The 21,503-nt window shown below is 72.9% G+C and carries 23 protein-coding genes and 1 riboswitch; of the genes, 8 read left to right on the top strand and 15 right to left on the bottom strand.

Annotation, left to right across the window (positions count from 1 at the left end):
• Nucleotides 1–58: 58 nt before the first annotated feature.
• Nucleotides 59–490 carry a protoporphyrinogen oxidase HemJ gene (gene hemJ, locus MFF58_RS15035; protein ID WP_238289330.1) on the bottom strand — a complete coding sequence of 144 codons (432 nt, stop codon included), beginning with the start codon at nucleotides 488–490 and terminating at the stop codon, nucleotides 59–61.
• A gap of 10 nt (nucleotides 491–500) precedes the next feature.
• On the bottom strand, nucleotides 501–1,667 hold the full coding sequence (locus MFF58_RS15030; protein WP_238289328.1) for a uroporphyrinogen decarboxylase: 1,167 nt from the start codon (nucleotides 1,665–1,667) through the stop codon (nucleotides 501–503).
• A 463-nt stretch (nucleotides 1,668–2,130) separates the two neighbouring features.
• Here MFF58_RS15030 and MFF58_RS15025 point away from each other — a divergent pair, with 463 nt between their 5' ends.
• Entirely contained in the window at nucleotides 2,131–2,961 is an 831-nt protein-coding gene (locus MFF58_RS15025; protein WP_238289326.1) for a pyruvate, water dikinase regulatory protein, read from the top strand.
• A gap of 43 nt (nucleotides 2,962–3,004) precedes the next feature.
• On the opposite strand, the gene crcB is transcribed toward MFF58_RS15025, so the two are convergent.
• The 9 genes from crcB to MFF58_RS14980 all read right to left on the bottom strand — a co-directional run bounded on the left by crcB (nucleotide 3,005) and on the right by MFF58_RS14980 (nucleotide 11,571).
• Nucleotides 3,005–3,394: a fluoride efflux transporter CrcB gene (gene crcB, locus MFF58_RS15020; RefSeq protein WP_238289324.1), complete on the bottom strand. Its 390-nt coding sequence runs from the start codon at nucleotides 3,392–3,394 to the stop codon at nucleotides 3,005–3,007.
• 83 nt (nucleotides 3,395–3,477) lie between these two features.
• Nucleotides 3,478–3,550, bottom strand: a riboswitch (Fluoride riboswitch).
• A 64-nt stretch (nucleotides 3,551–3,614) separates the two neighbouring features.
• Complete coding sequence (locus MFF58_RS15015) at nucleotides 3,615–4,124, bottom strand: hypothetical protein (RefSeq protein ID WP_238289321.1); 510 nt, start codon at nucleotides 4,122–4,124, stop codon at nucleotides 3,615–3,617.
• 452 nt (nucleotides 4,125–4,576) lie between these two features.
• Nucleotides 4,577–5,842: a hypothetical protein gene (locus tag MFF58_RS15010; protein ID WP_238289509.1), complete on the bottom strand. Its 1,266-nt coding sequence runs from the start codon at nucleotides 5,840–5,842 to the stop codon at nucleotides 4,577–4,579.
• An 11-nt stretch (nucleotides 5,843–5,853) separates the two neighbouring features.
• Nucleotides 5,854–6,774 carry a tetratricopeptide repeat protein gene (locus tag MFF58_RS15005; protein ID WP_238289319.1) on the bottom strand — a complete coding sequence of 307 codons (921 nt, stop codon included), beginning with the start codon at nucleotides 6,772–6,774 and terminating at the stop codon, nucleotides 5,854–5,856.
• A 13-nt stretch (nucleotides 6,775–6,787) separates the two neighbouring features.
• Nucleotides 6,788–7,717 (bottom strand): VWA domain-containing protein, encoded by a 930-nt coding sequence (locus MFF58_RS15000; RefSeq protein ID WP_238289317.1) that lies wholly within the window; start codon nucleotides 7,715–7,717, stop codon nucleotides 6,788–6,790.
• Between the two features lie 181 nt (nucleotides 7,718–7,898).
• Nucleotides 7,899–8,939: a VWA domain-containing protein gene (locus MFF58_RS14995; protein WP_238289316.1), complete on the bottom strand. Its 1,041-nt coding sequence runs from the start codon at nucleotides 8,937–8,939 to the stop codon at nucleotides 7,899–7,901.
• Nucleotides 8,936–9,415 carry a DUF4381 family protein gene (locus MFF58_RS14990; RefSeq protein WP_238289314.1) on the bottom strand — a complete coding sequence of 160 codons (480 nt, stop codon included), beginning with the start codon at nucleotides 9,413–9,415 and terminating at the stop codon, nucleotides 8,936–8,938. The genes MFF58_RS14995 and MFF58_RS14990 overlap by 4 nt, the downstream gene beginning before the upstream one ends.
• Before the next feature lie 24 nt (nucleotides 9,416–9,439).
• The gene (locus MFF58_RS14985) at nucleotides 9,440–10,309 is read right to left on the bottom strand and encodes a DUF58 domain-containing protein (RefSeq protein WP_238289507.1); all 870 of its coding nucleotides are present in this window, start codon (nucleotides 10,307–10,309) and stop codon (nucleotides 9,440–9,442) included.
• A 248-nt stretch (nucleotides 10,310–10,557) separates the two neighbouring features.
• Nucleotides 10,558–11,571, bottom strand: a complete 1,014-nt coding sequence (locus MFF58_RS14980; RefSeq protein ID WP_238289312.1) for an AAA family ATPase — start codon at nucleotides 11,569–11,571, stop codon at nucleotides 10,558–10,560.
• Nucleotides 11,572–11,804: 233 nt separating this feature from the next.
• On the opposite strand from MFF58_RS14980, the gene MFF58_RS14975 reads away from it, so the two are divergent.
• Nucleotides 11,805–12,515 carry an MgtC/SapB family protein gene (locus MFF58_RS14975; protein WP_238289310.1) on the top strand — a complete coding sequence of 237 codons (711 nt, stop codon included), beginning with the start codon at nucleotides 11,805–11,807 and terminating at the stop codon, nucleotides 12,513–12,515.
• 597 nt (nucleotides 12,516–13,112) lie between these two features.
• On the top strand, nucleotides 13,113–13,298 hold the full coding sequence (locus MFF58_RS14970; RefSeq protein ID WP_238289308.1) for a hypothetical protein: 186 nt from the start codon (nucleotides 13,113–13,115) through the stop codon (nucleotides 13,296–13,298).
• 193 nt (nucleotides 13,299–13,491) lie between these two features.
• Here MFF58_RS14970 and MFF58_RS14965 read toward each other — a convergent pair whose 3' ends face one another.
• The gene (locus MFF58_RS14965) at nucleotides 13,492–13,731 is read right to left on the bottom strand and encodes a hypothetical protein (protein WP_238289306.1); all 240 of its coding nucleotides are present in this window, start codon (nucleotides 13,729–13,731) and stop codon (nucleotides 13,492–13,494) included.
• Between the two features lie 219 nt (nucleotides 13,732–13,950).
• Here MFF58_RS14965 and MFF58_RS14960 point away from each other — a divergent pair, with 219 nt between their 5' ends.
• Nucleotides 13,951–14,637, top strand: coding sequence for an SDR family oxidoreductase (locus tag MFF58_RS14960; RefSeq protein WP_238289304.1), 687 nt, complete (start codon nucleotides 13,951–13,953; stop codon nucleotides 14,635–14,637).
• 21 nt (nucleotides 14,638–14,658) lie between these two features.
• Here MFF58_RS14960 and MFF58_RS14955 read toward each other — a convergent pair whose 3' ends face one another.
• A complete protein-coding gene (locus tag MFF58_RS14955) occupies nucleotides 14,659–15,003 on the bottom strand; it encodes a hypothetical protein (RefSeq protein WP_238289302.1) in 345 nt (114 codons plus the stop codon).
• A 359-nt stretch (nucleotides 15,004–15,362) separates the two neighbouring features.
• On the opposite strand from MFF58_RS14955, the gene MFF58_RS14950 reads away from it, so the two are divergent.
• The 4 genes from MFF58_RS14950 to rnhA all read left to right on the top strand — a co-directional run bounded on the left by MFF58_RS14950 (nucleotide 15,363) and on the right by rnhA (nucleotide 18,947).
• Complete coding sequence (locus MFF58_RS14950) at nucleotides 15,363–16,208, top strand: C40 family peptidase (RefSeq protein WP_238289300.1); 846 nt, start codon at nucleotides 15,363–15,365, stop codon at nucleotides 16,206–16,208.
• 157 nt (nucleotides 16,209–16,365) lie between these two features.
• Complete coding sequence (ispH, locus tag MFF58_RS14945) at nucleotides 16,366–17,367, top strand: 4-hydroxy-3-methylbut-2-enyl diphosphate reductase (protein WP_238289298.1); 1,002 nt, start codon at nucleotides 16,366–16,368, stop codon at nucleotides 17,365–17,367.
• Between the two features lie 91 nt (nucleotides 17,368–17,458).
• Entirely contained in the window at nucleotides 17,459–18,424 is a 966-nt protein-coding gene (locus tag MFF58_RS14940; RefSeq protein ID WP_238289296.1) for a homoserine kinase, read from the top strand.
• Nucleotides 18,425–18,518: 94 nt separating this feature from the next.
• On the top strand, nucleotides 18,519–18,947 hold the full coding sequence (gene rnhA, locus MFF58_RS14935) for a ribonuclease HI (RefSeq protein WP_238289505.1): 429 nt from the start codon (nucleotides 18,519–18,521) through the stop codon (nucleotides 18,945–18,947).
• 289 nt (nucleotides 18,948–19,236) lie between these two features.
• On the opposite strand, the gene zwf is transcribed toward rnhA, so the two are convergent.
• Both zwf and MFF58_RS14925 read right to left on the bottom strand, forming a co-directional pair.
• Nucleotides 19,237–20,763: a glucose-6-phosphate dehydrogenase gene (gene zwf / locus MFF58_RS14930; RefSeq protein WP_238289294.1), complete on the bottom strand. Its 1,527-nt coding sequence runs from the start codon at nucleotides 20,761–20,763 to the stop codon at nucleotides 19,237–19,239.
• A 328-nt stretch (nucleotides 20,764–21,091) separates the two neighbouring features.
• On the bottom strand, nucleotides 21,092–21,503 hold a 412-nt coding region (locus tag MFF58_RS14925; RefSeq protein WP_283206440.1), incomplete at its 5' end, for a DNA translocase FtsK.

Here is a 21,503-nt window from a genome sequence, read left to right as displayed (position 1 = left end):
GCCGGCGAAAGGCTCCGCGCGCCGCCGCGGCGTGGTGAACCGGCCCGGGATCCCGGGCTCAGGAGCCCGGCTTGACGATCGCCAGGATGACGATGCCGATCATCAGCAGCGTCGGCACCTCGTTGAGCACCCGGTAGAACCGGTGCCCGCGGGTGTTCCGGTCGGCGGCGAAATCCTTGACCATCCGGGCGAGCCAGCCGTGGATGCCCGACATCGCGAGCACCAGCACGAACTTCGCCTGCAGCCAGGGGCTCGCGTAGAAGCCGCTCATCCCGGCGAGCGCCAGCCCGAACGCCCAGGTGGCGATCAGCGCCGGGGTCATGATCGCCTTGAGCAGGCGGCGCTCCATCACCTTGAAGGTCGCGGCCTGCGGCTCCGAGCCGGGCGGCAGGCTCGCGTGATAGACGAACAGCCGGGGCAGGTAGAGCATGCCGGCCATCCAGGCGATCAGGCTGATGACGTGGCCGGCCTTGATCCAGTCGTACAGCACGCGTCCCGCCTCAGCCCTGCCCGCGCAGCCGCGCGAGCATCCGCTCGACATGGGCCACCGGCGTCTGCGGCGTGATGCCGTGGCCGAGGTTGAAGATGTGCGGCAGGCCGGCGGTCGCCGCCAGCACGGTATCGACCGCCGCGTCCAGGGCGGCGCCGCCTTCGATCAGCGTCTCGGGATGCAGGTTGCCCTGCGTCACCATGGTGGGCGGGACCGCGGCCCGCAGGGCCTTCAGGTCCACGCCCCAATCGACCCCGACCGCGTCGGCGCCGGTCTCGGGCACCACCCGGGCGTGGCCGTCGAGCCCCGAGCCGCGGGCGAACACGATGATCTTGGCGCCCGGCACCCGGGCGCGGACGCCCGCCACCATCCGGGCGATCGGCCGCAGGGACCAGCGGGTGAGGGCATCCGCGGCGGGCGCGTCCGGCAGCGCGCTCTCGGCGACGTCGCCCACGGGCTCGACCGGGCCGCCGGAGGCCGGCAGGGCGCGTGGCAGGGTGCCGGCATGGGACTCGAAGATCTGCACGGCGTCGGCGCCGGCCTCGAGCTGGCGCACGAGGTAGTCGGTCTGCACCGTGACGAGGCGGTCGATCAGGGCGTCCACCAGCGCGGTGTCGCCCTCGGCCAGCGCCCGCGCGGGGGCGAGGTCCGGGGTGCCGCGCCCGCCGATCATGTAGCTCGCCACCGTCCAGGGGGCGCCGCAGAAGCCGAGCAGCGTGGTCTCGCCCGGTAATTCCGCGCGCAGCCGCGTCACCGTCTCGAAGACCGGGGCGAGATGCGTCATCACGGCCGGATCGCCGGCCTCGCGCAGCCGTCCGTAGGCCGCGCGGCCGTCGAGGGGGTCGAGGCGTGGCCCCTCGCCCTCCACGAAGCGCACGTCCTGCCCGAGCGCGTGGGGGATGACGAGGATGTCCGAGAACAGGATCGCGGCGTCGAAGCCGAAGCGCCGGATCGGCTGGAGCGTCACCTCGACGGCGAAATCCGGGCTGTAGCAGAGGTCGAGAAACGAGCCGGCCTCGGCCCGGGTCGCCCGGTATTCCGGCAGGTAGCGCCCGGCCTGACGCATCATCCAGGCGGGGGGCGGTCCGACCGCGTCCCCTTCGAGGACGCGCAGCACCTTCCGCTCGGACGGCTTCCGCTCGGACTCGCGCTGCGTCCCCGTCATCGTCGTTCCCATCCCGTATCCGTCATCCCGCATGCCCGTCGGCGCGCCTCCTGTCGAGTCGAAGCGCGACGATCCCCACACAGGCCCCTTCGAAAAGAAAAGAGAGATTCTAGGACTCTGTTTTTTCTATTGGGGGGGCGAATCGCGGGAGCGCAAAAGCGTCCACAGGCGGTCCCCGGCGCCGCGCCGTTAACGGGGCTTTAAAGGATTCGCTTCATCTTGTGAGAACGGCCAAGTCCGACAGCGGCTTGGCGGCGCCGAGTCCAGTGCGGGCCCCGGATGCGTCCCGGATTCTCCCAGCGGGCCGGATTCTGCGCGTCCCGACCGTCTGCCTGTGAACGGCGGAGTCGATAGCGCGCAACGGAATCGCCCTGGACCGGCCCGGTCGGGCATCCTATCCACACTCATCGACTCCCCTGGCGGCCGGCGGTGGACAACGTGGGCCCCGCCAACGGCGACCGCAAAGGCGACCAGAATGGGCCGCAGCTACTTCCACCTGCACCTCGTCTCCGACTCCACCGGCGAGACGCTGATCAATGTCGGGCGCGCCGCGGCCGCCCAGTACGAGGGCGTCTCGGCGATCGAGCACGTCTACCCTCTGGTGCGCTCGGCCGCGCAGCTCGACCGGGTGATCTCCGAGATCCGGGCGGCGCCGGGCCTCGTCCTCTACACCCTGGTGGGCGGTGACCTCGGCGAGCGGCTGGAGGAGGTTGCCCGGGAGACCGGATCCCCCTGCCTGTCGGTGCTGCGGCCGGTCCACGACCTGCTGCGCGCCTATCTCGGCGCCGAGACCACGGCCCGACCCGGCGCCCAGCACATGCTGAACGCCGAGTACTTCAAGCGCATCGACGCGATGAACTTCACGCTGGCCCACGACGACGGCAACCTGCCGGAGGATCTGGAGGAGGCCGACGTGATCCTGCTGGGCGTCAGCCGGACCTCGAAGACGCCGACCTCGATCTACCTCGCCAATCGCGGCCTCAAGACCACCAACCTGCCGCTGGTGCCGGGCATGCCGCTGCCGCCGGCGATCGAGCGCGCCCGCAAGCCCCTGGTCGTCGGGCTGTTCGCCTCACCGGAGCGGATCGTGCAGATCCGGCAGAACCGGCTCTCCAGCCTCAACGCCGACGAATCCTCCCTCTACGTCGACCGCTCGGCGGTGGCCGACGAGATCACGATGTCGCGCCGGCTGTTCACCCGGAACCGCTGGCCGACGATCGACGTGACCCGCCGCTCGATCGAGGAGACCGCGGCGGCGATCGTCGACCTGTACCGCGACCACCGGCTCAAGTTCATCGCCGATTGAGGGCGGAGTCTCGGCAGGACCGGTCCCCGCGAACCGGAACGTTTCACCCCCCGCTCAGGATCGCCCGCACCAGCGCGAGGCCCGCCACGAGGCCGACCAGGCCGGCCGCCACCGAGGCGACGACGTAGCCCGCGGCCGCGGCCGGCTCGCCGCGCTCGTACAGGCTGATCGCGTCGAGGGAGAAGGTCGAGAAGGTCGTGAAGCCGCCGAGGATCCCGGTGGTCAGGAATAGCCGGGCCGGATGGCCGGCGGCGCCCCGCAGGGCAAAACCCTCCGCGAGCACGCCCATCAGGAACGAGCCCAGCACGTTGATGATCAGCGTGGCGAGGGGGAAGCCGAGGCCGGGCAGCAGCCGCGCCACCGCGACGTTGATCCCGTGGCGGGTCCCGCCGCCGAGCCCGGCGCCGAGGATGACGATGAGGGTGTTGATCATGCCTGCCCTTCCTGTTCGGTCGGGCGGCTGCGTCACGTCGCGGCTCGGCGCACGGCCCCACCGCGGACGGCGTCAGGCGCGCCCGTGCGGTAGGAGCCATCAGCCCGGCACGGGATTGCCGGGCGGTTGTCGGGGAGCTCCATCCCCATCGCGGACAGGGATAGCGCAGGATGCGCGACGGGGGAAACGGGTTTTCCGGCTCGCCCGCGATCCCGCCGGATCAGCGCGCGAAGGCGAAGTGGCTGCGCTGCTCGATCTGGGCGGCGTAGAAATCCTCGATGACCTCGCGCACCACCTCGGCCAGCTCGTCGCCCCGGTGCTCGTCGAGCTGGATGTCGCTGCCGACCGTCCGGCCGACGGCGCAGCTCGCCGCTCCGGGCACGAGGCGCTCGTTGTAGCGCTGGTTCAGGCCCGAGACCGAGATGTAGTTGCTGCCGCCGAGTTCGGGCCCGTACTTGATCTTGATCTTCTGCTCCGACTCGGTGCCGCGCAGCTGCGCGCAGAGGCTGATGAAGTTGTCCTGGTCGATCTTGGCCTCGAGGCCGGTGATGCTGCCGTGGACGTTGTCCTCCTCGTTGAGGACCTCGGCCATGAGGTGCAGCACGCCGACGACCGGCTCCAGCGCCCGGGCGCCGTCCTCCAGGAGCTTCTTGCGGAAATCGTTGCTGCGGGCATCGGCCTCCTGCAGCCGCGCGCGGAACCTGTCCTTGACCTCGTTCACGTGTGCCATCGCGCGCCTCCCTGATGGTTCTGCCCGATGCTTTGTCGCCCGGACATTGTGAACCTACGGAGGCAGATCAGACGATGCAATATCGTGCAAAATATTGATGCCTGCTCGAAACTTGAGCCGTTGCACAGGAATAATACTTGCTCACGAACTGTGCAACGGCGATCATCCGGTGGGTCGGCCTCGCGCGAGGCCCACCGGCAGGCTCCGTCCGGCCGGGCTCGTGGGGTCCCCGGCATCGAGGGGCCGTCGCCGTCGGGATCGTCAGCCCAAGCCGCCCTGCGGCGGGCCGCTCCCGGCGGCGCGTCCGCAAGCCGCCGACCACCGCCGCCGACCACCGCCGCCGACCACCGCCGCCGACCACCGCCGCCGACCACCGCCGCCGACCACCGCCGCCGACCACAGCCGCCGATCACCCGCCGCCGAGTCCGTGCGGCCCGTGCCCGTCGCCGGGGTCAGCCGACCGGACCGTCGAGGGGGGCGAGACGGCCCGTGCCCGGAGCCGGGCCGGCGACGCGTTCGGGGCGCGACAGGGACCGGGCCAGGGCCGGCAGGTCCGGGACGGGGGCGCCGGACGCGCCGAACACCGCCCGGTCGAGGGCCGCGAAGGACGCCGCGAGGCCGGGTCGCGCCCGCCAGATCCGGACGAGGTCCGGGGCCTCCCGCATCGCGGCGTCCAGAACCGCGCGGAACCGGGCCGGATCGCCCGTGCGGGCCGCCGCCCGCAGGGCGCGCCGGTTCGGTCCCGAGAGGCGTAAGGACGGCCGGCCGAGGCCGAAGCCGATCAGGGCCAGTCCGAGCCCGAAGGCCGCGAGGGCCGCGGCGGCGGTCACGAGCGGCGAGGGGACCGGGGGCGGCGCCCGGTCGGTCTCCTGATCGGGCAGGCCGCCGCCGATCTGCCGGGCCGGGATCTCGGTCTCCCGCATCGTGCGGGTGCTGGTGTCGAACCAGGGGATCGCGATGGCGTCGAGGGGGATGATCTCCGGGACGCCGGGCTTCACGTCCCACTGATAGGTGGCGCGGGCCACGGGGCCCGAGGGCGTCAGCAGGGTCTCGCGGGTGACGGGCCCCGCGAAGGTGATGATGCCGCGGGTGCGCATCACCGGCCGCGGCGGCAGCCCCTCGGCCACCATGCCCTGCGCCTCCAGGGTGACGATCCGGCGGGCGGTCTCGCCGATCTTGATGGTCTCGGGGTCCGGGCTCCAGGAATCCGTGATGGCGACGTCCTTGGCGGGCAGCCACCAGGGCTCCTTGGCGTCCGGGCCGCCGGCGGGCTCGGTCCAGGGCGCGACCGGGAAGGGGATCGGCTTCGAGCGCACCTCGACCACCCGCCGCTCGCCGACATCGTTGACGGTCAGCTTGTGGGTGAACGGCTCGATGGTGAACTGCCCGGCATGGTGCGGGAACACCGCCACGGTGCGGTCGAACGCGATGGCGCTCTGGCCGTCGGGGAGCTTGGTCCGGCTCCAGTGGTCGCGGCCGAGCTGCGTCCAGGAGAAATTGGCGAGGGAGGGCTGCACCACCTCCTCCAGCAGGATCGGCTGCTTGTAGACCCCGTGGATCTTCAAGAGCACCATCTCGCGGGAGAAGGGCGCGCTGTTGCCGTTCAGCTCGGCCGTCACCGTCAGGGTGAGGTCGCCGGGCTCGACCTCGGCGCGGGCGGGCAGGGGAGCGAGCAGGGGAGCGAGGAGGATGAGGACGAGGGCGCGCCTCTCGGGCATCCCGGACACAGTCACCACGGGTTGCTCCCGGCTGGAATCGCGGTGCCGGCCTCGACCCGGCGGGTCTGCTCGGCGCGCAGGCGCAGCTTGAGATAGCGGCCGGGATCGTCCGGCAGGGTCTGGAGCCAGAGCCGGTCCGGGCGGATCTCGTGGGCCTCGAAGCTCTTGGTCACCCGGCGGACCTCCCGCTCGGGGGCCTCGGCCACCATGGCGGCGCCGCCGCCGGTCCGGCCGCGACCCGCCGCGTCGCCCGCGGAGCCGCGGGCCTGGCCCTTGCCGGCGTCGATCGACTGCTGCTCGGCCTTGCCGCGGCGGGCGACCTTGCTGTTGCCGGGCAGCGACGCGCTGGCGTTGGACTCCTTGTTGCCGGCCAGACCCTCGCCGCTGGAGGCGGCGTTGATGTCGTTGTTCTGATCCTGGTTGGCGGTGTTGTTGTAGCGGGCGCCGTACTGGGCCGTGCCGTTGGCGATGCCGCCGCCGGGCCCGCGGTCGATCACCTCGGCCTGCATCCGGGCGATCAGCGAGCGGTTGGCCTGCGCGTCGGCGTCGCGGGGGTTGAAGCGCAGGGCCTCGTCGTAGGCCGCGAGCGCCCCGTCGAGGTCGCCCGCCCTCGCGAGGGCGTTGCCGAGATTGTAGCTCGCGCGCCGCCCGCCGGTGCGGAACAGCGCGATCGCCGCGTCGTAGCGGCCGGCCTCGTAGAGCGCGGCGGCGCGCCAGGCCGGATCGACGAAGACGTCGGCGGCGAGTCCCGGCAGGCCGAGACCCATCAGCAGGCGCCCGAAGCCGGTGCGGGGCTGCGAGACGGTGAGCAGCGCCAGGAGGCCGACGCCGGCGAGCGCCAGGCCGGCGATCCGCGCGCGGCGCCGCCAGCGCGGCGGCAGGCCGGCCCGGAGCGGGGCGGCGAAGCCCGTATCGGGGAGGGTGAGCCGCATCACGCGCTCCTCATCATGCGCTCCTGCGGAACAGGACCAGGGCCGGCAGGGCCGCCAGCAGCAGCAGCCAGCGCCCGAGATCCGCGTAGGCCAGGACGCCGTAGCCGCCCGCCGCGAGGTGCTGCGCCAGACCGGCGCCGACCGCGTCGAGCACCGGGCCCGGCGTCGCGATGTCGGCGGCTGTGCCACCGCCGGCCCGGGCAAGGGCGTCGAGGGCGGTCCGGTCGGGCTTGGGCGCGCCGGGGGGCAGCGGCTTGTCGGCCGGGACGAACAGGGCCTGGAGCCGCCAGCCGTGCTCGGCGATGGCGCGGGCCTCGCGGTTGGCGGCCTCGCCGATGCCGTCGCCGTCACTGATCAGCACCACGTCGGCCGCCACCACGTTGGCCTCCGCCAGGGTGCGGCGGGCCAGCGCCAGCCCGCGCTCGGGGTGGGAGCCGCGGTCCGGCACCGTGTCGGCGTCCAGCGCGAACAGGGTGGTGCCGAGGCTGTCGCGGTCGGTGGTGGGGGAGGCGGCGAGGTAGGCGTCGCCCGCGTAGACCACGAGGGCGACCGCCCGGGTGCCGGCGGCCTCGGCGACGGCGGCGGCGGCCTGCCGGACGCCCTGGAGGCTGCCGCCCTCCGTGACCGAGCGGGACAGGTCGACGACGATCACGGTCTCGTCGAGGTTGCGGAAGGTCCGCCCGTCCGCCCGCTCCACGGCCGGGCCGGTGAGCGCGAGGGCGATCAGCCCGGCCGCCAGCGCGGCGGCGAGGTTCGCCTGCCGCCGCCCGCCCAGCACCGCGCCGGCGCGGGCGAGATGGGCCATCAGCGCCGGGTCCACGGCCCGCGCCCAGTCGCCCAGCGGCGCCGAGCGCCACGCGGCGCGCAGGCCCAGCAGGACGACCGCGGGAATCGCCAGGAACCACCAGGGGCGCAGGAGGGCGAAGGCGGTGAGTGCGCTCATCGGGCCGGTCCTCCCGCCAAGATCCCCGCACCCTGAGGGGCCGGAGCGCGAAGGGGGCCGCGAAGGGGGCCACGAAGGATCCCGCCGGAAGACGCCGCGATCCCGGGAGCCCTCGTGCGGGGCTCGCGCTGCGCGCATCTCGGGATAAGGGGGCCGGCTGTAAGGGTCGGGTGCGGACCCATCACGCGCCCCTCCGGCTCGCGAGCAGCGCGGCGGCGGCGAGGAGCGCCAGGCCGGCCGGCCAGGGCCAGAGGTCCCGACGCAGGGGCAGGGGCGGCGCCAGGGCGCGGCCGCCCTCCAGCCGGTCGATGGCGTCGGCGACCCGGACCAGATCGTCGGTGGTGCGCACCCGGAACGCCTCGCCGCCGCTGGCCTGCGCCATGTCGCGCAGGGTCTCGGTGTCGACCACGTCCTGCTCGCCGTCGGCATCGGCCATGTCGCGGGGGCCGAGCGCGATCGTGTAGACCTTGATGCCCAGCGTCTTGGCGAGCTCGGCCACGTCCTTGGGGGCGGTCTGGCCGGCATTGTTGGCGCCGTCCGAGAGCAGGATCACGGCCTTCGCGGCCTTCTCGCCGGGCTTGGCGCCCTTGGACCCGGCCTCGCCCTCGGCATCCCGCGGGTCCAGGCGGCGCAGGGCGAGGCCGAGGCCGTCGCCGATGCCGGTGGAGCGGCCGCTGATGCCGATCGTGGCCTCGTCGAGGGCGCGGGCGACCGCGGCGGTGTCGAAGCTCGGGGCCGCCGCCACGTAGGCCTGGTCGGCGAAGATCACGAGGCCGATCCGGTCTCCGGCCCGGCGCCGGATGAAGTCGGTGCCCACGCGCTTGACCGCGGTGAGCCGGTTCACGGTCTCGCCGTCGAGGGTGAAGTCGCGCCGCTCCATCGAGCCCGACAGGTCCATGGCGATCATGATCTCGCGGCCCGAGGCCGGGAGCGCGGCCGCCGGCATGACCAGCCGCGGGCCCGACAGCGCCGCCACCAGGGCGATCCAGAGCGTCCAGGTCAGCAGGGCCCGACGCCGCCCGCGGGCCGCGAGGTCGGCGCCGGAGCGCGCCCCGCCCACCAGCGTGCCGGGCACGCGCAGGGCGCCGCTGCCGCCCTCGGGCTCGGCCGGGATCAGGCGCGCGGCCAGCAGGGGCAGGGGCAGGGCCAGGAGCGCCCAGGGCGCGGCCAGGTCGAAGGCCGACAGGAGCGCGCTGAGCCACGCGGGCAGGAAGCCGGTCATGCCCGCAGCCGTCCGATCAGGCGGCCGAGTTCGGCGTCCAGGGCGTCGAGGTCGGGATCCTGCCGCCGGTACAGCCCGTCGGCGAGCACCCGGCCGGCGCCCCGGGTGAAGAAGTCGGTCCGGAACAGCCCGTCCAGCCGCGCGGCCCAGTCCGCGCCCGTCGCCCGGACCTCGGCCGCGCCGGACCGGTCGAGCGTCCGGCCGAGGCGGCGCAGGAGCCGGGCCTGGGCGACGAGGCGCGCCTCCGGGTCGAGGCCGCGGCTCCGGGCGAGTTCGGCGAGGGCCGCCCGGCGGACGGTGGCCCGCGCCCGGCCGCGGGCGTAGCGCACGAGCCCCACCAGCAGGGCGGCGAGGAAGCCCAGGGCGGCCGCCGCGACGACCTCGCCCTGCACGGCGCCCGCGGCGCCGCCGGGCAGGTGCAGGCCCCGGAGCTGATCGAGGGTCAGGGGGATCTCGGCGGGCGTGACGGGATTCATCGGATCGCGCCGCCGGGTCCGGCCTCACAGCACCGCATCGAGGCGCTCCATGAGCGGCGCGTAGGCCTCCGGGCCGGTCTCGACGTCGAGGCGCACCCCCGCGATGCCCCGGCGGGCGTAGTCGGCGAGCCGGGCCTCGGCGGACTCGCCCGCCGGCCCGGCGGCCGTCGGCAGCGCGGTCCCGCGGCGGCCATCCGCGAGGGCGAAGGGGTAGAAGCCCGGCGGCCGGGCGCGCTCGAAGGCGTCGCTCACCAGGATCAGCCGGATGGCGATCCGCTCGGCGAGCAGCGTCAGGAGTTCGTCGAAGCCCGGGCCGGGATCGTCCAGGGCGCTGGCGATCACGAGGTGGCCGCCGGCCGGCAGCAGGCTGCGGGCGAGACCCAGCGTCGCCTCGAGCGGCGGCTCCGCGCGGGCCGGGGAACCGGACTCGGCCCCGAGAGCGTCGGCATGGGCCTGGGCGAGGGCGCCGGTGACCGCGATCATGGCGCGCTCGCCCCCCGCGGGCCGCAGCACGGTCGGCGCCCCGGAGGCCGCCACCGCGAGGCCGACCCGGCCGCCATCGGCGGCGATCCGCCAGCCGAGCAGCGCCAGGGCCTCGGCGGCCGCCACCGAGCGCAGGGCCCGGCGGGTTCCGAACAGCATGGAGGGCCGGAAATCGGCGAGCAGCACCACGGCCCGGTCGCGCTCGTCGTGGTGGGTGCGGACGTGCAGCTGCCCGGTGCGGGCGGTGGCGTTGCGGTCGATGAAGCGACGGTCGTCGCCCTCGGACCAGAGGCGGACATCCTCCGGCTCGGAGCCGCGGCCGCGGCGGCGGGTGACGATGCCGCCGGGGAGCCCGGCCAGCGTCCGGGTGGCGGGCGCGGAACCCCGCCGGGCGAGGTGGCGCAGGCCCATCAGGGCCTCCCCCGAGAGGTGGATGCCCGCGCCGCTGCCAATCCCGTCCCCCTTTCCGGGGACGGGTGGCCCGGCCGTCAGGCCGGGTCGGGAGAGGGCAGCGACGCTTCCGAAGAGGGATGTCGCCTTCACGTCGGGGGAGACCGTGCCCGCGGCCTCGGTCCCCGCTCCTCCCCTGCCGCGCGGGGTACCCTCCGCCGCGGAGGGGGGAGGGGATCTGCGGCGCGCCTGCCCGAACCCGAACACCGTCAGAGCGCCCGCACCCGCTGCACCAGCTCGCCGACGAGGCCGCGCGCCGTCCTGCCCTCGGCGGCCGCCCGCCAGGTCAGGCCGATGCGGTGGGAGAGGGCGTCGCGGGCCAGCTCCGTGACGTCCTCGGGGATGACGTGGTCGCGCCCCCGCAGCCAGGCCCGGGCCTTGCCGGCCATCATCAGCGCCAGGGTGCCGCGCGGGGAGGCCGGGTGCTCGATCATGGCGCGCAGGTCCGGCGCGGCCGCGTCGGTGCGGGTCGCCGCCACCAGCCGGACCAGGTAGTCCTTGAGCGCCGGCGACACGTAGGTGGCGAGTGCCGCCTCCCGGGCCGCGCGCACGTCCGCCAGCGACAACCGCATGGTCATCGCGTCGACGTGGTGGGTGATCTCACCCTCCACGAGGTCGAGGATCGCCCGCTCGGTGGCCTCGTCGGGCATGTCGACGACGACGTGCAAGAGGAAGCGGTCGAGCTGCGCCTCGGGCAGCGGGAAGGTGCCGGCATGCTCGATCGGGTTCTGGGTCGCCACCACCATGAACGGATCGGACAGGCGATGCGTGTGGCCGGAGACCGTCACCTGCCCCTCGGCCATGGATTCGAGCAGCGCCGACTGCACCTTCGGGGGGGCGCGGTTGACCTCGTCCACCAGCACGAGGGCGTGGAACAGCGGTCCCTGCAGGAACTCGAAGGTGCCGCTGTCCTGGCGCCAGACGGTGGTGCCGGTGAGGTCGGCCGGCATCAGGTCCGGGGTGCACTGGATGCGCGCGAAGGAGCCGTCGAGGCCGTCGGCGAGGCGCTTGACCGCGCGGGTCTTGGCCAGCCCCGGCGCGCCCTCGATCAGCAGGTGGCCGCCGGTCAGGAGCCCGATCAGCAGGCGCTCCACGAGGCCGGCGCTGCCGATCAGGCCGCGCTCCAGCCCCTCGCGCAGCGCCATGACGCGGCCGTGCAGGGCGGCGTCGGGGGCGCTGCTGGGCGCGGTGTCGGGCCGGCGTTCGGCGAGGGCGCCGCTCATGCGGAGAACGATCCGGTGCGGACCGAAGCCGCCCGTCGGGCCATATCCTGGGCCGTGTGCTGCATCCTGCACGTCTCCTCGGCCGGGTCCCGAATTCTTAAGGGATCCTCAGGCTCTTGCCGGTGTGCCCGCTGCCCGGTGCGGCCGTCAATCCCGATCCGGTCGCCCTTTCGAGCCCGACCCGGGCCACGGTGTCACGGTTTCGTCACCGCCCCGCTCCCATGAGACCGCGGATGATCAGCTACGCCTCCCTTCCCGAAGAGCTCAAATCCGGTATCGGCCTGCTCGTGGCCTTCGTGCTCGGCACGATCATCGGGGCCGAGCGGCAGTACCGGCAGCGCACCGCGGGCCTGCGCACGGCGGTGCTGGTCGCGGTGGGGGCGAGCGCCTTCGTGGATCTCGGCATGCGCCTGACCGGCCCGGACGGGGGCGTCCGCACGGTGGCCTACGTGATCTCCGGCATCGGCTTCCTCGGCGCCGGCGTGATCATGAAGGAAGGCATGAACGTCCGCGGCCTCAACACGGCCGCCACCCTCTGGTGCTCGGCCGCGGTCGGCGCGTTCTGCGGGGCCGACCTGCCCCTGGAGGCCGTGTTCGTGATGGTGACGGTGCTCGCCTGCAACACCGCGCTCCGGCCGCTGGTGAACGCCATCAACCGCGCGCCGATCCGCGAATCCGCCACCGAGGCGACCTACGAGGTCCAGGTCACCACGGCCCCCGGCGAGGCGGGACCCGCCCAGGACCTTCTGGTCGAGCGCCTGGAGGCGGCCAACTACCCGGTGAGCAACGTCGAGGTCGCGGAGCGGGGCGAGAGCGCGGTCGACGTGGTGGCGACCCTCACGGCCAGCGCCGTGAAGGCGGAGGAGCTCGACGCCGTCACGGCCGAACTCGCCCGCGCCCCGGGTATCCGCCACGCCACCTGGTCGCTCCAGACCGCCGACTGATTCACAGGGAGCACCCCCGATTGGCCCGGTCGTATCGGAATCCGCGTCCGGCCATCCCGGACCTGCGAGGAACGGCCCGGGATCGGCCGGGGCTTCCGGAACGCCGGTCCACGCCGACAGTCCAAGGACCGCGGGTGGACTTAAGTCGAATAGTCAAGATTATCTTCGACACGAACTCGACAGAGATGTTGCCTTTCTAGGACCGAATAGTCCCGCCGCCGCGCTGCAAGAACGTCCGATCGATGGGGTCGAGGGCCCGCAGGGCTTCAAGGATTGCGCGATGATCACCGTAATCATTCGATGTTCGAAAACAAACCGCGTCACCTGATCAACGGAAAAGTGATCGAATGCTCTGGGAATCAGCGATCCTGCGTGGTTTTCCGAAGTGCATTCTCAGGTTGATTGTGCAAAATCGGCTTGGTCGGCTCCCGCCGGCGTCGCCCGCGCCGATGCGCGTCTGCCTCGATCCGCTGGCGTAGGCGCCCGCAACGGGGCGTGGGGCGATTGTCGTGGTTCGGCCCGGAACAGACGGATCAGCGCGTGTCAGGGTCCCCAACCAGCATCGATGATCCTGATCCGGGACCGAGGGCGTACCGCGTGATCAGGCTCAGCCCCGACGGAACGGTGGGGGAGGCCAACATCCTCGACGCACGCACCGACGACGAGGCGAAAGCCTTGGCGGCCACGCTGTCCAACGGTCACGGCATCGATCTCTGGGAACGTGCGCGGTATCTCGCCAGCTTCCCCCCGCACAGCGCCCTGTATCCCGCAGGGTCGCGATGACGATCCGGCGCCCGGCGCCCGCCCTGCAGGTCCGCAACCGGTAGGGGTCGGACCCTGGCTCGTCGCCGGTGAGCCGGCGTTCCGCCTCGACCCTGCCGCGGATCTCGCCGACCGAGAGCCTTGCCGACCGAGGACCTGCCCGCCGGTGGGCGCGCACCGTCCGGCGCTCGCGAACGAGGAAGCCGCATTCGGCCTACGGCCAGGGGTCGTCCGCGTCCGGCGGGCCGGGCGATCGTTCCGCTTGGACCTGGACGGCCAACGGTCGCACGACGGCGGCGCGCTGCCTCGGCACGGGCGTGAGGACCGTTTCGAGGACGGTGCCGGCCTTGCCGCCCGTCTGCGCGCAGACGGTCGCGAGCGCCTGCTGGAGGTAGGAGAGATCGGCGTCGTCCCGCTTGAGCATGGCGGTCAGCAGAGTGGGGGTCGGGATCATGGCCTGCGGCTCGTGCGATGCGCCGCGGTCGGGCGGCCCGCGCACGGGAGCGGTTGAGTCGGAACCCGCACACAACGCGTCCGAGGCCCCGACACGCCAGGGTGTCCTGACGCGGCCACAGATCCGATCCGGACGAGGCCCGACCGCCCGGGACGTGAGCCCGGTCACGCAACCTCCGGACCCGATCGGACCTTATCCGGCCGATCCCGGAGACCGACCATGATTCCATCCCAGAAGAGCGCGCTGATCGTCGGGGCCTCCCGCGGCCTGGGGCTCGGCCTCGTCGAGACCTTCCTGGCGCGGGGCTGGCGCGTCACCGCGACCCAGCGCACGCCGTCCCCCGAACTCGGCCGCCTGAGCGCGCCGGCGCTGCGCATCGAGACCGCCGACATCGACGACGACGCGGGTGTCGCCGCCCTTCACGACCGGCTGGCGGACCAGCGGTTCGACCTGATCTTCGTGGTCGCCGGCGTCGCCACGCAGGCGCAGGACCCGCTCCACGTGGTCCCTCGGGCGGTGGCCGCGCAGGTCTATCTCACCAACGCCGTCAGCCCGATCCGCTTCGCCGAAGCCTTCCTCGATCGCCTCGCCGCCGGCGGCAGCATCGCGGTGATGAGCTCGGTCCTCGGCAGCGTCGGCCTGAACGACACCGGGGGCTGGGAGACCTACCGGGCCAGCAAGGCGGCGCTGAACACCCTGGCGCGCAGCTTCGAGATCCGCCACCGGGCGGAGAACCTGTCGGTGCTGATCCTGCACCCGGGCTGGGTGCGCACCGAGATGGGCGGGGCGGCGGCCGACATCGACGTGGCGACCAGCGTCGCCGGCCTCGCCGACGTGATCACGGCGCAGCTCGGCCGACCGGGCGCCCACTACCTCGACTTCCGGGGCGAGGCGCTGACCTGGTGAGGCCATCGCCCTGACGGCGGCTCAGCGCCGCGGGTCGAGGGGCCGGCCGCGGCGCTCGATCACCACGGTCGGTCGGGTGCGGCGCTCGACCACGACGGTGCGGGGGGCCCGGCTCGGGCTCGCATGGGTCAGGATCCGCTCCGGGACGCGCTCCGGCTTGGCCGTCCTGGCCGCCAGCTTGGCCGCCAGGACGTGGGGACGGACCTCATCCGCCGGCAGGCCCATCAGGCCGGCGGCGATCTCGACCTGCTGCTCGACGTCGTCGGCGAGGTCCTGCGCGGCGGCCACCGCCTCGTTCACCGTCGGCGGCTCGCGGCGCACCCGGATCGGCGGCAGGTCGGCAAAGCTCTTCTGCGTCTTCTTCACGGGGCGACTCGCAGTCTTCATGGGACAGACATAGCGTCTTCCGGGCCGGTTGTGCAGTGCATCAAAAACGGACGACCGCCGTGCCGGGCACATGCCTGATGGCTGCGGGAAGCCGGCTTGCAGGCGGCGCCAATGCCGCCCGACGGTCGCGTGGCGTCGAAATGAGCAGGGCGCCCGGGCGGATCCGCCCGGCGGGGTGGGGCAGACGACCACGTCTTCAGCACTCCCCATCCCAGAACGCGGCTCGTGCGGCATAATGGCGCATCGGCGGATTCGCGCGCCGGTGCCCCGGCACGGCGGTCGCGTCGCCCGGCCGCGCGGGGCGGGCGGGATTAACGAGGTGCGTGTACGATCCTCCCATGACCGACACGCTCGATCCGCGCCTGACGCCGGCCCGCCCCGACATCGCCGACAGCGGCCTGCGCGGCCGCGTCGCGGCGGCCCGCTACGTGGATGGCACGCCGCGCCGGGTCGTCGCGCCCTCGGCGCCCCTCCGCCGCGCACCCGGACCGGAGGCCGGGCTCGACACTGAAGCGCTCCAGGGCGACCCGGTCACGCTCTACGCCGAGGCGGACGGTTTCGCCTTCGTGCAGCTCGTCCGCGACGGGTATGTCGGCTACCTGCCGTCCGCCTGCCTGGGACCGGCCGAGCCGGAGCCGACGCACCGGGTCACGGCTCTGCGCACCTTCCTGTATCCCGCGCCGGACCTGAAGCGGCCGGTCCGCGCCCATCTGAGCCTGGGGGCGCGCCTCGTCGTGACCGGCGCGGCCGGGGCGTACCTGGAAACGCCGGGCGGCTTCGTGTTCGCCGACCATTGCGCGCCCGCCGCGGAGTGCGAACCCGACTACCCGGCCACCGCGGCGCGGCTCATCGGGACGCCCTACCTGTGGGGCGGGCGCACCAGCCTCGGCCTCGATTGCTCGGGCCTCGTGCAGCTCTGCCTCGACGCGGCCGGCCTGCCCTGCCCGCGGGACGCGGACATGCAGGAGCGAGATCTCGGGCAGGCCCTGCCGCTCGATCTCGCGGGCCTGCGCCGGGGCGACTTCGTGTTCTGGCGCGGCCATGTCGGGCTGATGCTCGATCCCGGGACGCTGATCCACGCCAACGGCCACCACATGGCGGTGGCTGCGGAGCCGCTGGACGCGGCGGTCGCCCGGATCCGGGCGAACAGCTTCGGCGCGGTCACGGGCCTCAGACGCCTTTAGTCTCGGGGGGCGTTCGAGGACCGGCGCGGGTCCCGGTCCGCCCCCGTCGTGCGTCCCGCGGCAATCGTGCTACAGAGCCGCTCCGCGTCCCTCTTCCTGCCCTGTTCGTGGGTGACTCCTGTTGACAGGATAGCCCCGCCCTCGCCACATCCCCCCTATGACCGTCGAAATCGCGCCTTCTGAGCCCGTCGCGGGCACCACCGGCAAGCCGCCGCTGGAAATCCTGCTCTGTGCCCCTCGCGGCTTCTGCGCCGGCGTGGTGCGGGCCATCGATGTGGTGGAACGGGCGCTCGCCATCTACGGGCCGCCCGTCTACGTGCGGCACGAGATCGTGCACAACAAGTACGTGGTCGAGAGCCTGAAGCGGAAGGGCGCGGTGTTCGTCCGCGAGCTCGACGAGGTGCCGGACGGCGCCGCCCCGGTGATCTTCTCCGCCCACGGCGTCGCCAAGACGGTGCCGGCCAACGCCGATTCGCGCGGCCTGACCACCATCGACGCCACCTGCCCGCTGGTGACGAAGGTCCACCGCGAGGCCGAGATCCACCACAAGCGCGGCCGCCACGTGCTGCTGGTCGGCCATTCCGGCCATCCCGAGGTGGTCGGCACCATGGGCCAGCTGCCCAAGGGCTCGATCACCCTGGTGGAGGATCTCGACCAGATCGCGGCCCTGACCCCCGACAACCCCAACAACCTCGCCTGGGTCACCCAGACGACCCTGTCGGTGGACGACACCCGGCACATCGTCGAAGCGTTGAAGAAGAAGTTCCCGACCATCACCGGGCCGCACAAGGACGACATCTGCTACGCCACCACCAACCGCCAGGAGGCGGTGAAGCAGGTGGCCCCGCTGGTGGACGCCCTGATCGTCGTGGGCTCGTCCAACTCGTCGAATTCGCAGCGCCTGCGCGAGGTCGCCGAGCGCGTCGGCTGCCCGATCACCCGCCTGGTGCTCCGCGCCGAGGAGATCGACTGGCCGGCCTTCGAGGGCATCCGGAAGCTCGGCCTCACCGCCGGGGCCTCGGCCCCCGAGGTGCTGGTTGAGGAGATCATCGACGCCTTCGCGGCCCGCTACGACGTCCTGGTCGACACGGTCTCGACGGTGATCGAGGACATGGTCTTCCCGCTGCCGCGGGAGCTGCGCAGCGAGGCCGCCGAGTAGGCAGCCTGGACACGGGCGCGGCAGGCTTTATGCGGGGGCGCTTCGGCGCCCCTCGTTGTATCGAAGATCCGAAAATCCAGAGCGCGAACACGTGGCCGTCTACACCGAGGTATCCGACGCGGCGCTCGCCGACTTCCTGTCCGCCTACGCGATCGGCAGCCTGCTCTCCTACAAGGGCATCGCCGAGGGGGTCGAGAACTCGAACTTCTTCCTGCACACCACCGACGGTTCCTACATCCTGACGCTGTACGAGAAGCGGGTGCGGGAGCAGGATCTGCCGTTCTTCATCGGCCTGATGGAGCACCTCTCCGCCCGCGGCCTCGCCTGCCCGCAGCCGGTGCGGGACCGGGCCGGCCAGGCCCTGGGGCAGCTGTGCGGGCGGCCCGCCGCGATCGTGAGCTTCCTGGAGGGCGTGTCCGTCAAGGCGCCGGGCGCGGAGCATTGCCGGGAACTCGGCCGGGCACTGGCCGAGCTGCATGCGGCCGGGCGGGATTTCGCGATGGCGCGGGAGAACAACCTCTCGGTCGAGGCCTGGCGACCGCTCTTCGAACAGGCCGAGGCGCAGGCCGATTCGGTCGAGCCCGGCCTCGCGGCGCGCACCCGCGCCGACCTCGACGTCCTGGAGGCGCACTGGCCCCGGGACCTGCCGGGCGGGGTGATCCACGCGGATCTCTTCACCGACAACGTGTTCTTCATCGGCGACGCCCTGTCGGGGCTGATCGACTTCTACTTCGCCTGCACGGACGCCTTCGCGTACGACCTCGCGGTCTGCCTCAACGCGTGGTGCTTCTCGGTCGACGGCACCTTCCACCGCGACATGGCGGCGGCGCTGATCGCGGGCTACGAGGCCGTGCGGCCGCTCGAACCCGCCGAGGTCGCGGCCCTGCCGGTCCTGTGCCGGGGCGCGGCGCTCCGGTTCATGCTCACCCGGCTGGTGGACTGGCTGAACGTGCCGCCGGGTGCCCTGGTGAAGCCCAAGGACCCGCGGGAATTCGATCGCCGGCTCACCTTCCACCGGCGGGCGCGGGACGCGCGGGATTACGGGCGGCAGGGTTGAGGGCTGGATGCGCACCGATCTGAGCGAGGCTGGACCCGAGGCCGGGTCCGAGGCTGAATCCGAGGCTGGGTCTGCCGCCGAACCGAAGCGCGTGATGATCTACACGGACGGCGCCTGCTCGGGGAATCCCGGGCCCGGTGGCTGGGGCGCGATCCTGATCTTCGGCGACACCCGCAAGGAACTCTCCGGGGGCGAGGCCCACACCACCAACAACCGGATGGAGATCCTCGCGGCGATCGCGGCGTTGGAGGCGCTGAAGCGCCCCTGCCGGGTCGACCTGTTCACGGACTCGCAGTACCTGCGCCAGGGCGTCACCAGCTGGATCCACAATTGGAAGGCCCGGGGCTGGCGCACCGCCGACAAGAAGCCCGTCAAGAACGAGGATCTCTGGCGCCGCATCGACGCCGCCCGGGAGCGCCACGAGGTGGCGTGGCACTGGGTGAAGGGCCACGCCAGCGACCCGCTGAACAACCGGGTCGACGCCCTCGCGGTGGCCGCGATGGTGCCGTTCAAGCGCCGCTGAGATTCCGGGTTTCGGAAGGATTGCCCACCGCCGGCGGGTCGCCCGGGCGGAGTTCCGCCGCGCTTCCGGAGGGCACGGCCCTGCACCCGCAAACGGTCACGGGCCGTCCGAAGCCGCGAGGTCGCCCGCGGGCCGATCGCCGCGAGGCGGATCCGGGTGGGGTCCCGCCTGACGGACAGGAGCGCCGGCTCCAGTTCCGCCTCTCAGCCCTCGAGGGCGGGGGCGTCGCCAGGGGGCGTGAAGCCGGGCGGCCCGGCCGGCAGCCCCCGCCCGGTTCCGCCCGGTTCGCTCAATCCGTCGTCCCGTCGAGACCCAGCCAGTGGCGGCCGTCGCGCGCCAGGAGCGCGTCGGCCTCTCTGGGGCCGGTGCTGCCGGCGGGGTAGAAGGCCACTTCCGCCTGCGGCCAGCCCGCGAGCAGGGGCTCCACCGCGGCCCAGCCGGCCTCGATGTTGTCGGCGCGCTGGAACAGCGTCGCGTCGCCGGTCATGCAGTCGTACAGCAGCGTCTCGTAGCCGACATTCGGCGTGTCGGCGAAGAAGTCCTTGTAGCGGAAGCCGGACCGCACCCGGCCGATCCGCATCTGCGGCCCCGGCACCTTCACGTTGAACTCGGTGCTGACCCCGTGATCGGGATCGATCAGGATCCGCATCACGGTGGGCCCGAGATCCGCATTGGGCGTATCCGCGAACATCTTGAACGGGGCCGGCTTGAACAGCACCGCGATCTCGGTGCGCCGCCCGGCCATGCGCTTGCCGGTGCGGACGTAGAACGGCACGCCGGCCCAGCGCCAGTTCTCGATATGGAGCTTGAGGGCGATGTAGGTCTCGGTGACCGAATCCTCGGCCACGTGCGGCTCGTCCCGGTAGGCCGGCACGTCGCGCCCCGCCGAGGTGCCGGCCGTGTACTGGCCGCGCACCGCATCCGTCGGCGGGATCGGCCGCACGGCTTCGGCGAGCTTGGCCTTTTCGGTGCGCACCGCCTCGGCGTCGAAGGAGTTCGGGGGCTCCATGGCGACCATGCAGAGGAGCTGGAACATGTGGTTGGGCACCATGTCGCGCAGCGCCCCGGTCGGCTCGTAGAAGCCGCCGCGCTCCTCGACGCCCACCGTCTCGGCGGCCGTGATCTGGATGCTGTCGATGTATTCCCGCCGCCAGACCGGCTCCAGCAGCCCGTTGGCGAAGCGGAACGCCATGATCGACTGCACCGTCTCCTTACCCAGGAAGTGGTCGATCCGGTAGAACTGGCTCTCGTCGCCCTGCTTGAGGATGCGGGCGTTGAGTTCCCGGGCCGAGGCGAGGTCGGAGCCGAACGGCTTCTCGATGACCACGCGGCGGAATTCGTCACCCTCCTGCTTGAGCAGGCCGGCCTGCCCGAGCCCGTCCACGATCGTCCCGAAGAAGCGGGCCGCCACCGCGCAGTAGAACACCGCGCTGCCCGTCACCCGCTCCCGGATCGCGGAGAACGTCTCGGGCTTCTCGAAGTCGCCCTTGAGGTAGTGCAGCCGGTCGCGGATGAAGCCCCAGCTCGTCTGGTCGATATGGTCGGCGTGGAACTCGGAGGTCGGGTCCTGGCTGAACGCCTCCAGGGTCTTGGTGAGGGTGTCGCGCAGACCCTCGTCGGTGCCGTCGTTGTGGTCGACCCCGAGGATCGAGAAGCCCTCCGGCAGGAGCCCGGCCCCCGCGAGGTTGTAGAGCGAGGGCATCAGGAGGCGCTTGGTCAGGTCGCCGCCGGCCCCGAAGATCACCAGCGTGCAGGGCGGCGCCGGCTTGGTGCCGCAGGCGGCCTTGTCCTTGAGGGTCGTCGTCGGCTCGGCCATCCCTGCCTCCCGTGCGGCTGCGCTGCAGCAAACCGGCCAGACAACCCGCCGGGGCGGGGCCCGTTCCGGAGTCCCGGCGGCTCCGCGGAGCCGACCTTAGGATGGCGGCGTCCCGGATGGACATCGGCGTCTGCGACGCCGGCGCCCGCTGCGCATCGAGCGCGGCGCGTCTGGAGACGTCATCGCGACGCCGCACGGCCGGAAACCGGTCCCGGCGCGCCGGCGGCCCCGGGACGCGGAGGGGCGGCCTTCCGTCCGACCAGCCCGGCGCGCCATCCGATGCGCTGCCAGCTGCGCTGGCCGAGGCACCGTCCGAGGAAAGCCGCCCTCAGCCGACGGCGTCCTCCACCAGGATCTCGCGCTTGCCGGCATGGTTGGCCGGGCCGACGATGCCCTCGACCTCCATCCGCTCCATGATCGAGGCGGCGCGGTTGTAGCCGATCTGCAGGCGGCGCTGGATGTAGCTGGTCGACGCCTTCTGGTCGCGCAGCACCACCTGCACGGCCTGATCGTAGAGGTCGCCGCCGGTCTCGCCGAACGAACCCTGATCGAACACGGCACCGTCGAGTTCGAGTTCCGCCGGGCCGGCCTTGCCCTTGGCGCCGCCCTTCTCGGCCGCGCCCTCCTCGTCGTCCGCGGTGACGGCGTCGAGGTAGCTGGGTCGGCCCTGGCGCTTGAGGTGGGCGACCACGGTCTCGACCTCGCTGTCCGAGCAGAACGGCCCGTGCACGCGCGTGGTG

The sequence above is a fragment of the Methylobacterium longum genome (genome assembly GCF_022179385.1).
Classification (GTDB): domain Bacteria; phylum Pseudomonadota; class Alphaproteobacteria; order Rhizobiales; family Beijerinckiaceae; genus Methylobacterium; species Methylobacterium longum.
This window is presented reverse-complemented; position numbering and strand designations above follow the sequence as displayed.

What these genes read in the sequence shown, in the direction of transcription:
- MFF58_RS15030 (WP_238289328.1), bottom strand. Translation starts at nt 1,667, where the DNA reads ATGGGAACGACGATGACGGGGACGCAGCGCGAGTCCGAGCGGAAGCCG.
- MFF58_RS15025 (WP_238289326.1), top strand. Translation starts at nt 2,131, where the DNA reads ATGGGCCGCAGCTACTTCCACCTGCACCTCGTCTCCGACTCCACCGGC.
- crcB (WP_238289324.1), bottom strand. Translation starts at nt 3,394, where the DNA reads ATGATCAACACCCTCATCGTCATCCTCGGCGCCGGGCTCGGCGGCGGG.
- MFF58_RS15015 (WP_238289321.1), bottom strand. Translation starts at nt 4,124, where the DNA reads ATGGCACACGTGAACGAGGTCAAGGACAGGTTCCGCGCGCGGCTGCAG.
- MFF58_RS15010 (WP_238289509.1), bottom strand. Translation starts at nt 5,842, where the DNA reads ATGCCCGAGAGGCGCGCCCTCGTCCTCATCCTCCTCGCTCCCCTGCTC.
- MFF58_RS15005 (WP_238289319.1), bottom strand. Translation starts at nt 6,774, where the DNA reads ATGCGGCTCACCCTCCCCGATACGGGCTTCGCCGCCCCGCTCCGGGCC.
- MFF58_RS15000 (WP_238289317.1), bottom strand. Translation starts at nt 7,717, where the DNA reads ATGAGCGCACTCACCGCCTTCGCCCTCCTGCGCCCCTGGTGGTTCCTG.
- MFF58_RS14995 (WP_238289316.1), bottom strand. Translation starts at nt 8,939, where the DNA reads ATGACCGGCTTCCTGCCCGCGTGGCTCAGCGCGCTCCTGTCGGCCTTC.
- MFF58_RS14990 (WP_238289314.1), bottom strand. Translation starts at nt 9,415, where the DNA reads ATGAATCCCGTCACGCCCGCCGAGATCCCCCTGACCCTCGATCAGCTC.
- MFF58_RS14985 (WP_238289507.1), bottom strand. Translation starts at nt 10,309, where the DNA reads ATGGGCCTGCGCCACCTCGCCCGGCGGGGTTCCGCGCCCGCCACCCGG.
- MFF58_RS14980 (WP_238289312.1), bottom strand. Translation starts at nt 11,571, where the DNA reads ATGAGCGGCGCCCTCGCCGAACGCCGGCCCGACACCGCGCCCAGCAGC.
- MFF58_RS14975 (WP_238289310.1), top strand. Translation starts at nt 11,805, where the DNA reads ATGATCAGCTACGCCTCCCTTCCCGAAGAGCTCAAATCCGGTATCGGC.
- MFF58_RS14965 (WP_238289306.1), bottom strand. Translation starts at nt 13,731, where the DNA reads ATGATCCCGACCCCCACTCTGCTGACCGCCATGCTCAAGCGGGACGAC.
- MFF58_RS14960 (WP_238289304.1), top strand. Translation starts at nt 13,951, where the DNA reads ATGATTCCATCCCAGAAGAGCGCGCTGATCGTCGGGGCCTCCCGCGGC.
- MFF58_RS14950 (WP_238289300.1), top strand. Translation starts at nt 15,363, where the DNA reads ATGACCGACACGCTCGATCCGCGCCTGACGCCGGCCCGCCCCGACATC.
- ispH (WP_238289298.1), top strand. Translation starts at nt 16,366, where the DNA reads ATGACCGTCGAAATCGCGCCTTCTGAGCCCGTCGCGGGCACCACCGGC.
- rnhA (WP_238289505.1), top strand. Translation starts at nt 18,519, where the DNA reads ATGATCTACACGGACGGCGCCTGCTCGGGGAATCCCGGGCCCGGTGGC.
- zwf (WP_238289294.1), bottom strand. Translation starts at nt 20,763, where the DNA reads ATGGCCGAGCCGACGACGACCCTCAAGGACAAGGCCGCCTGCGGCACC.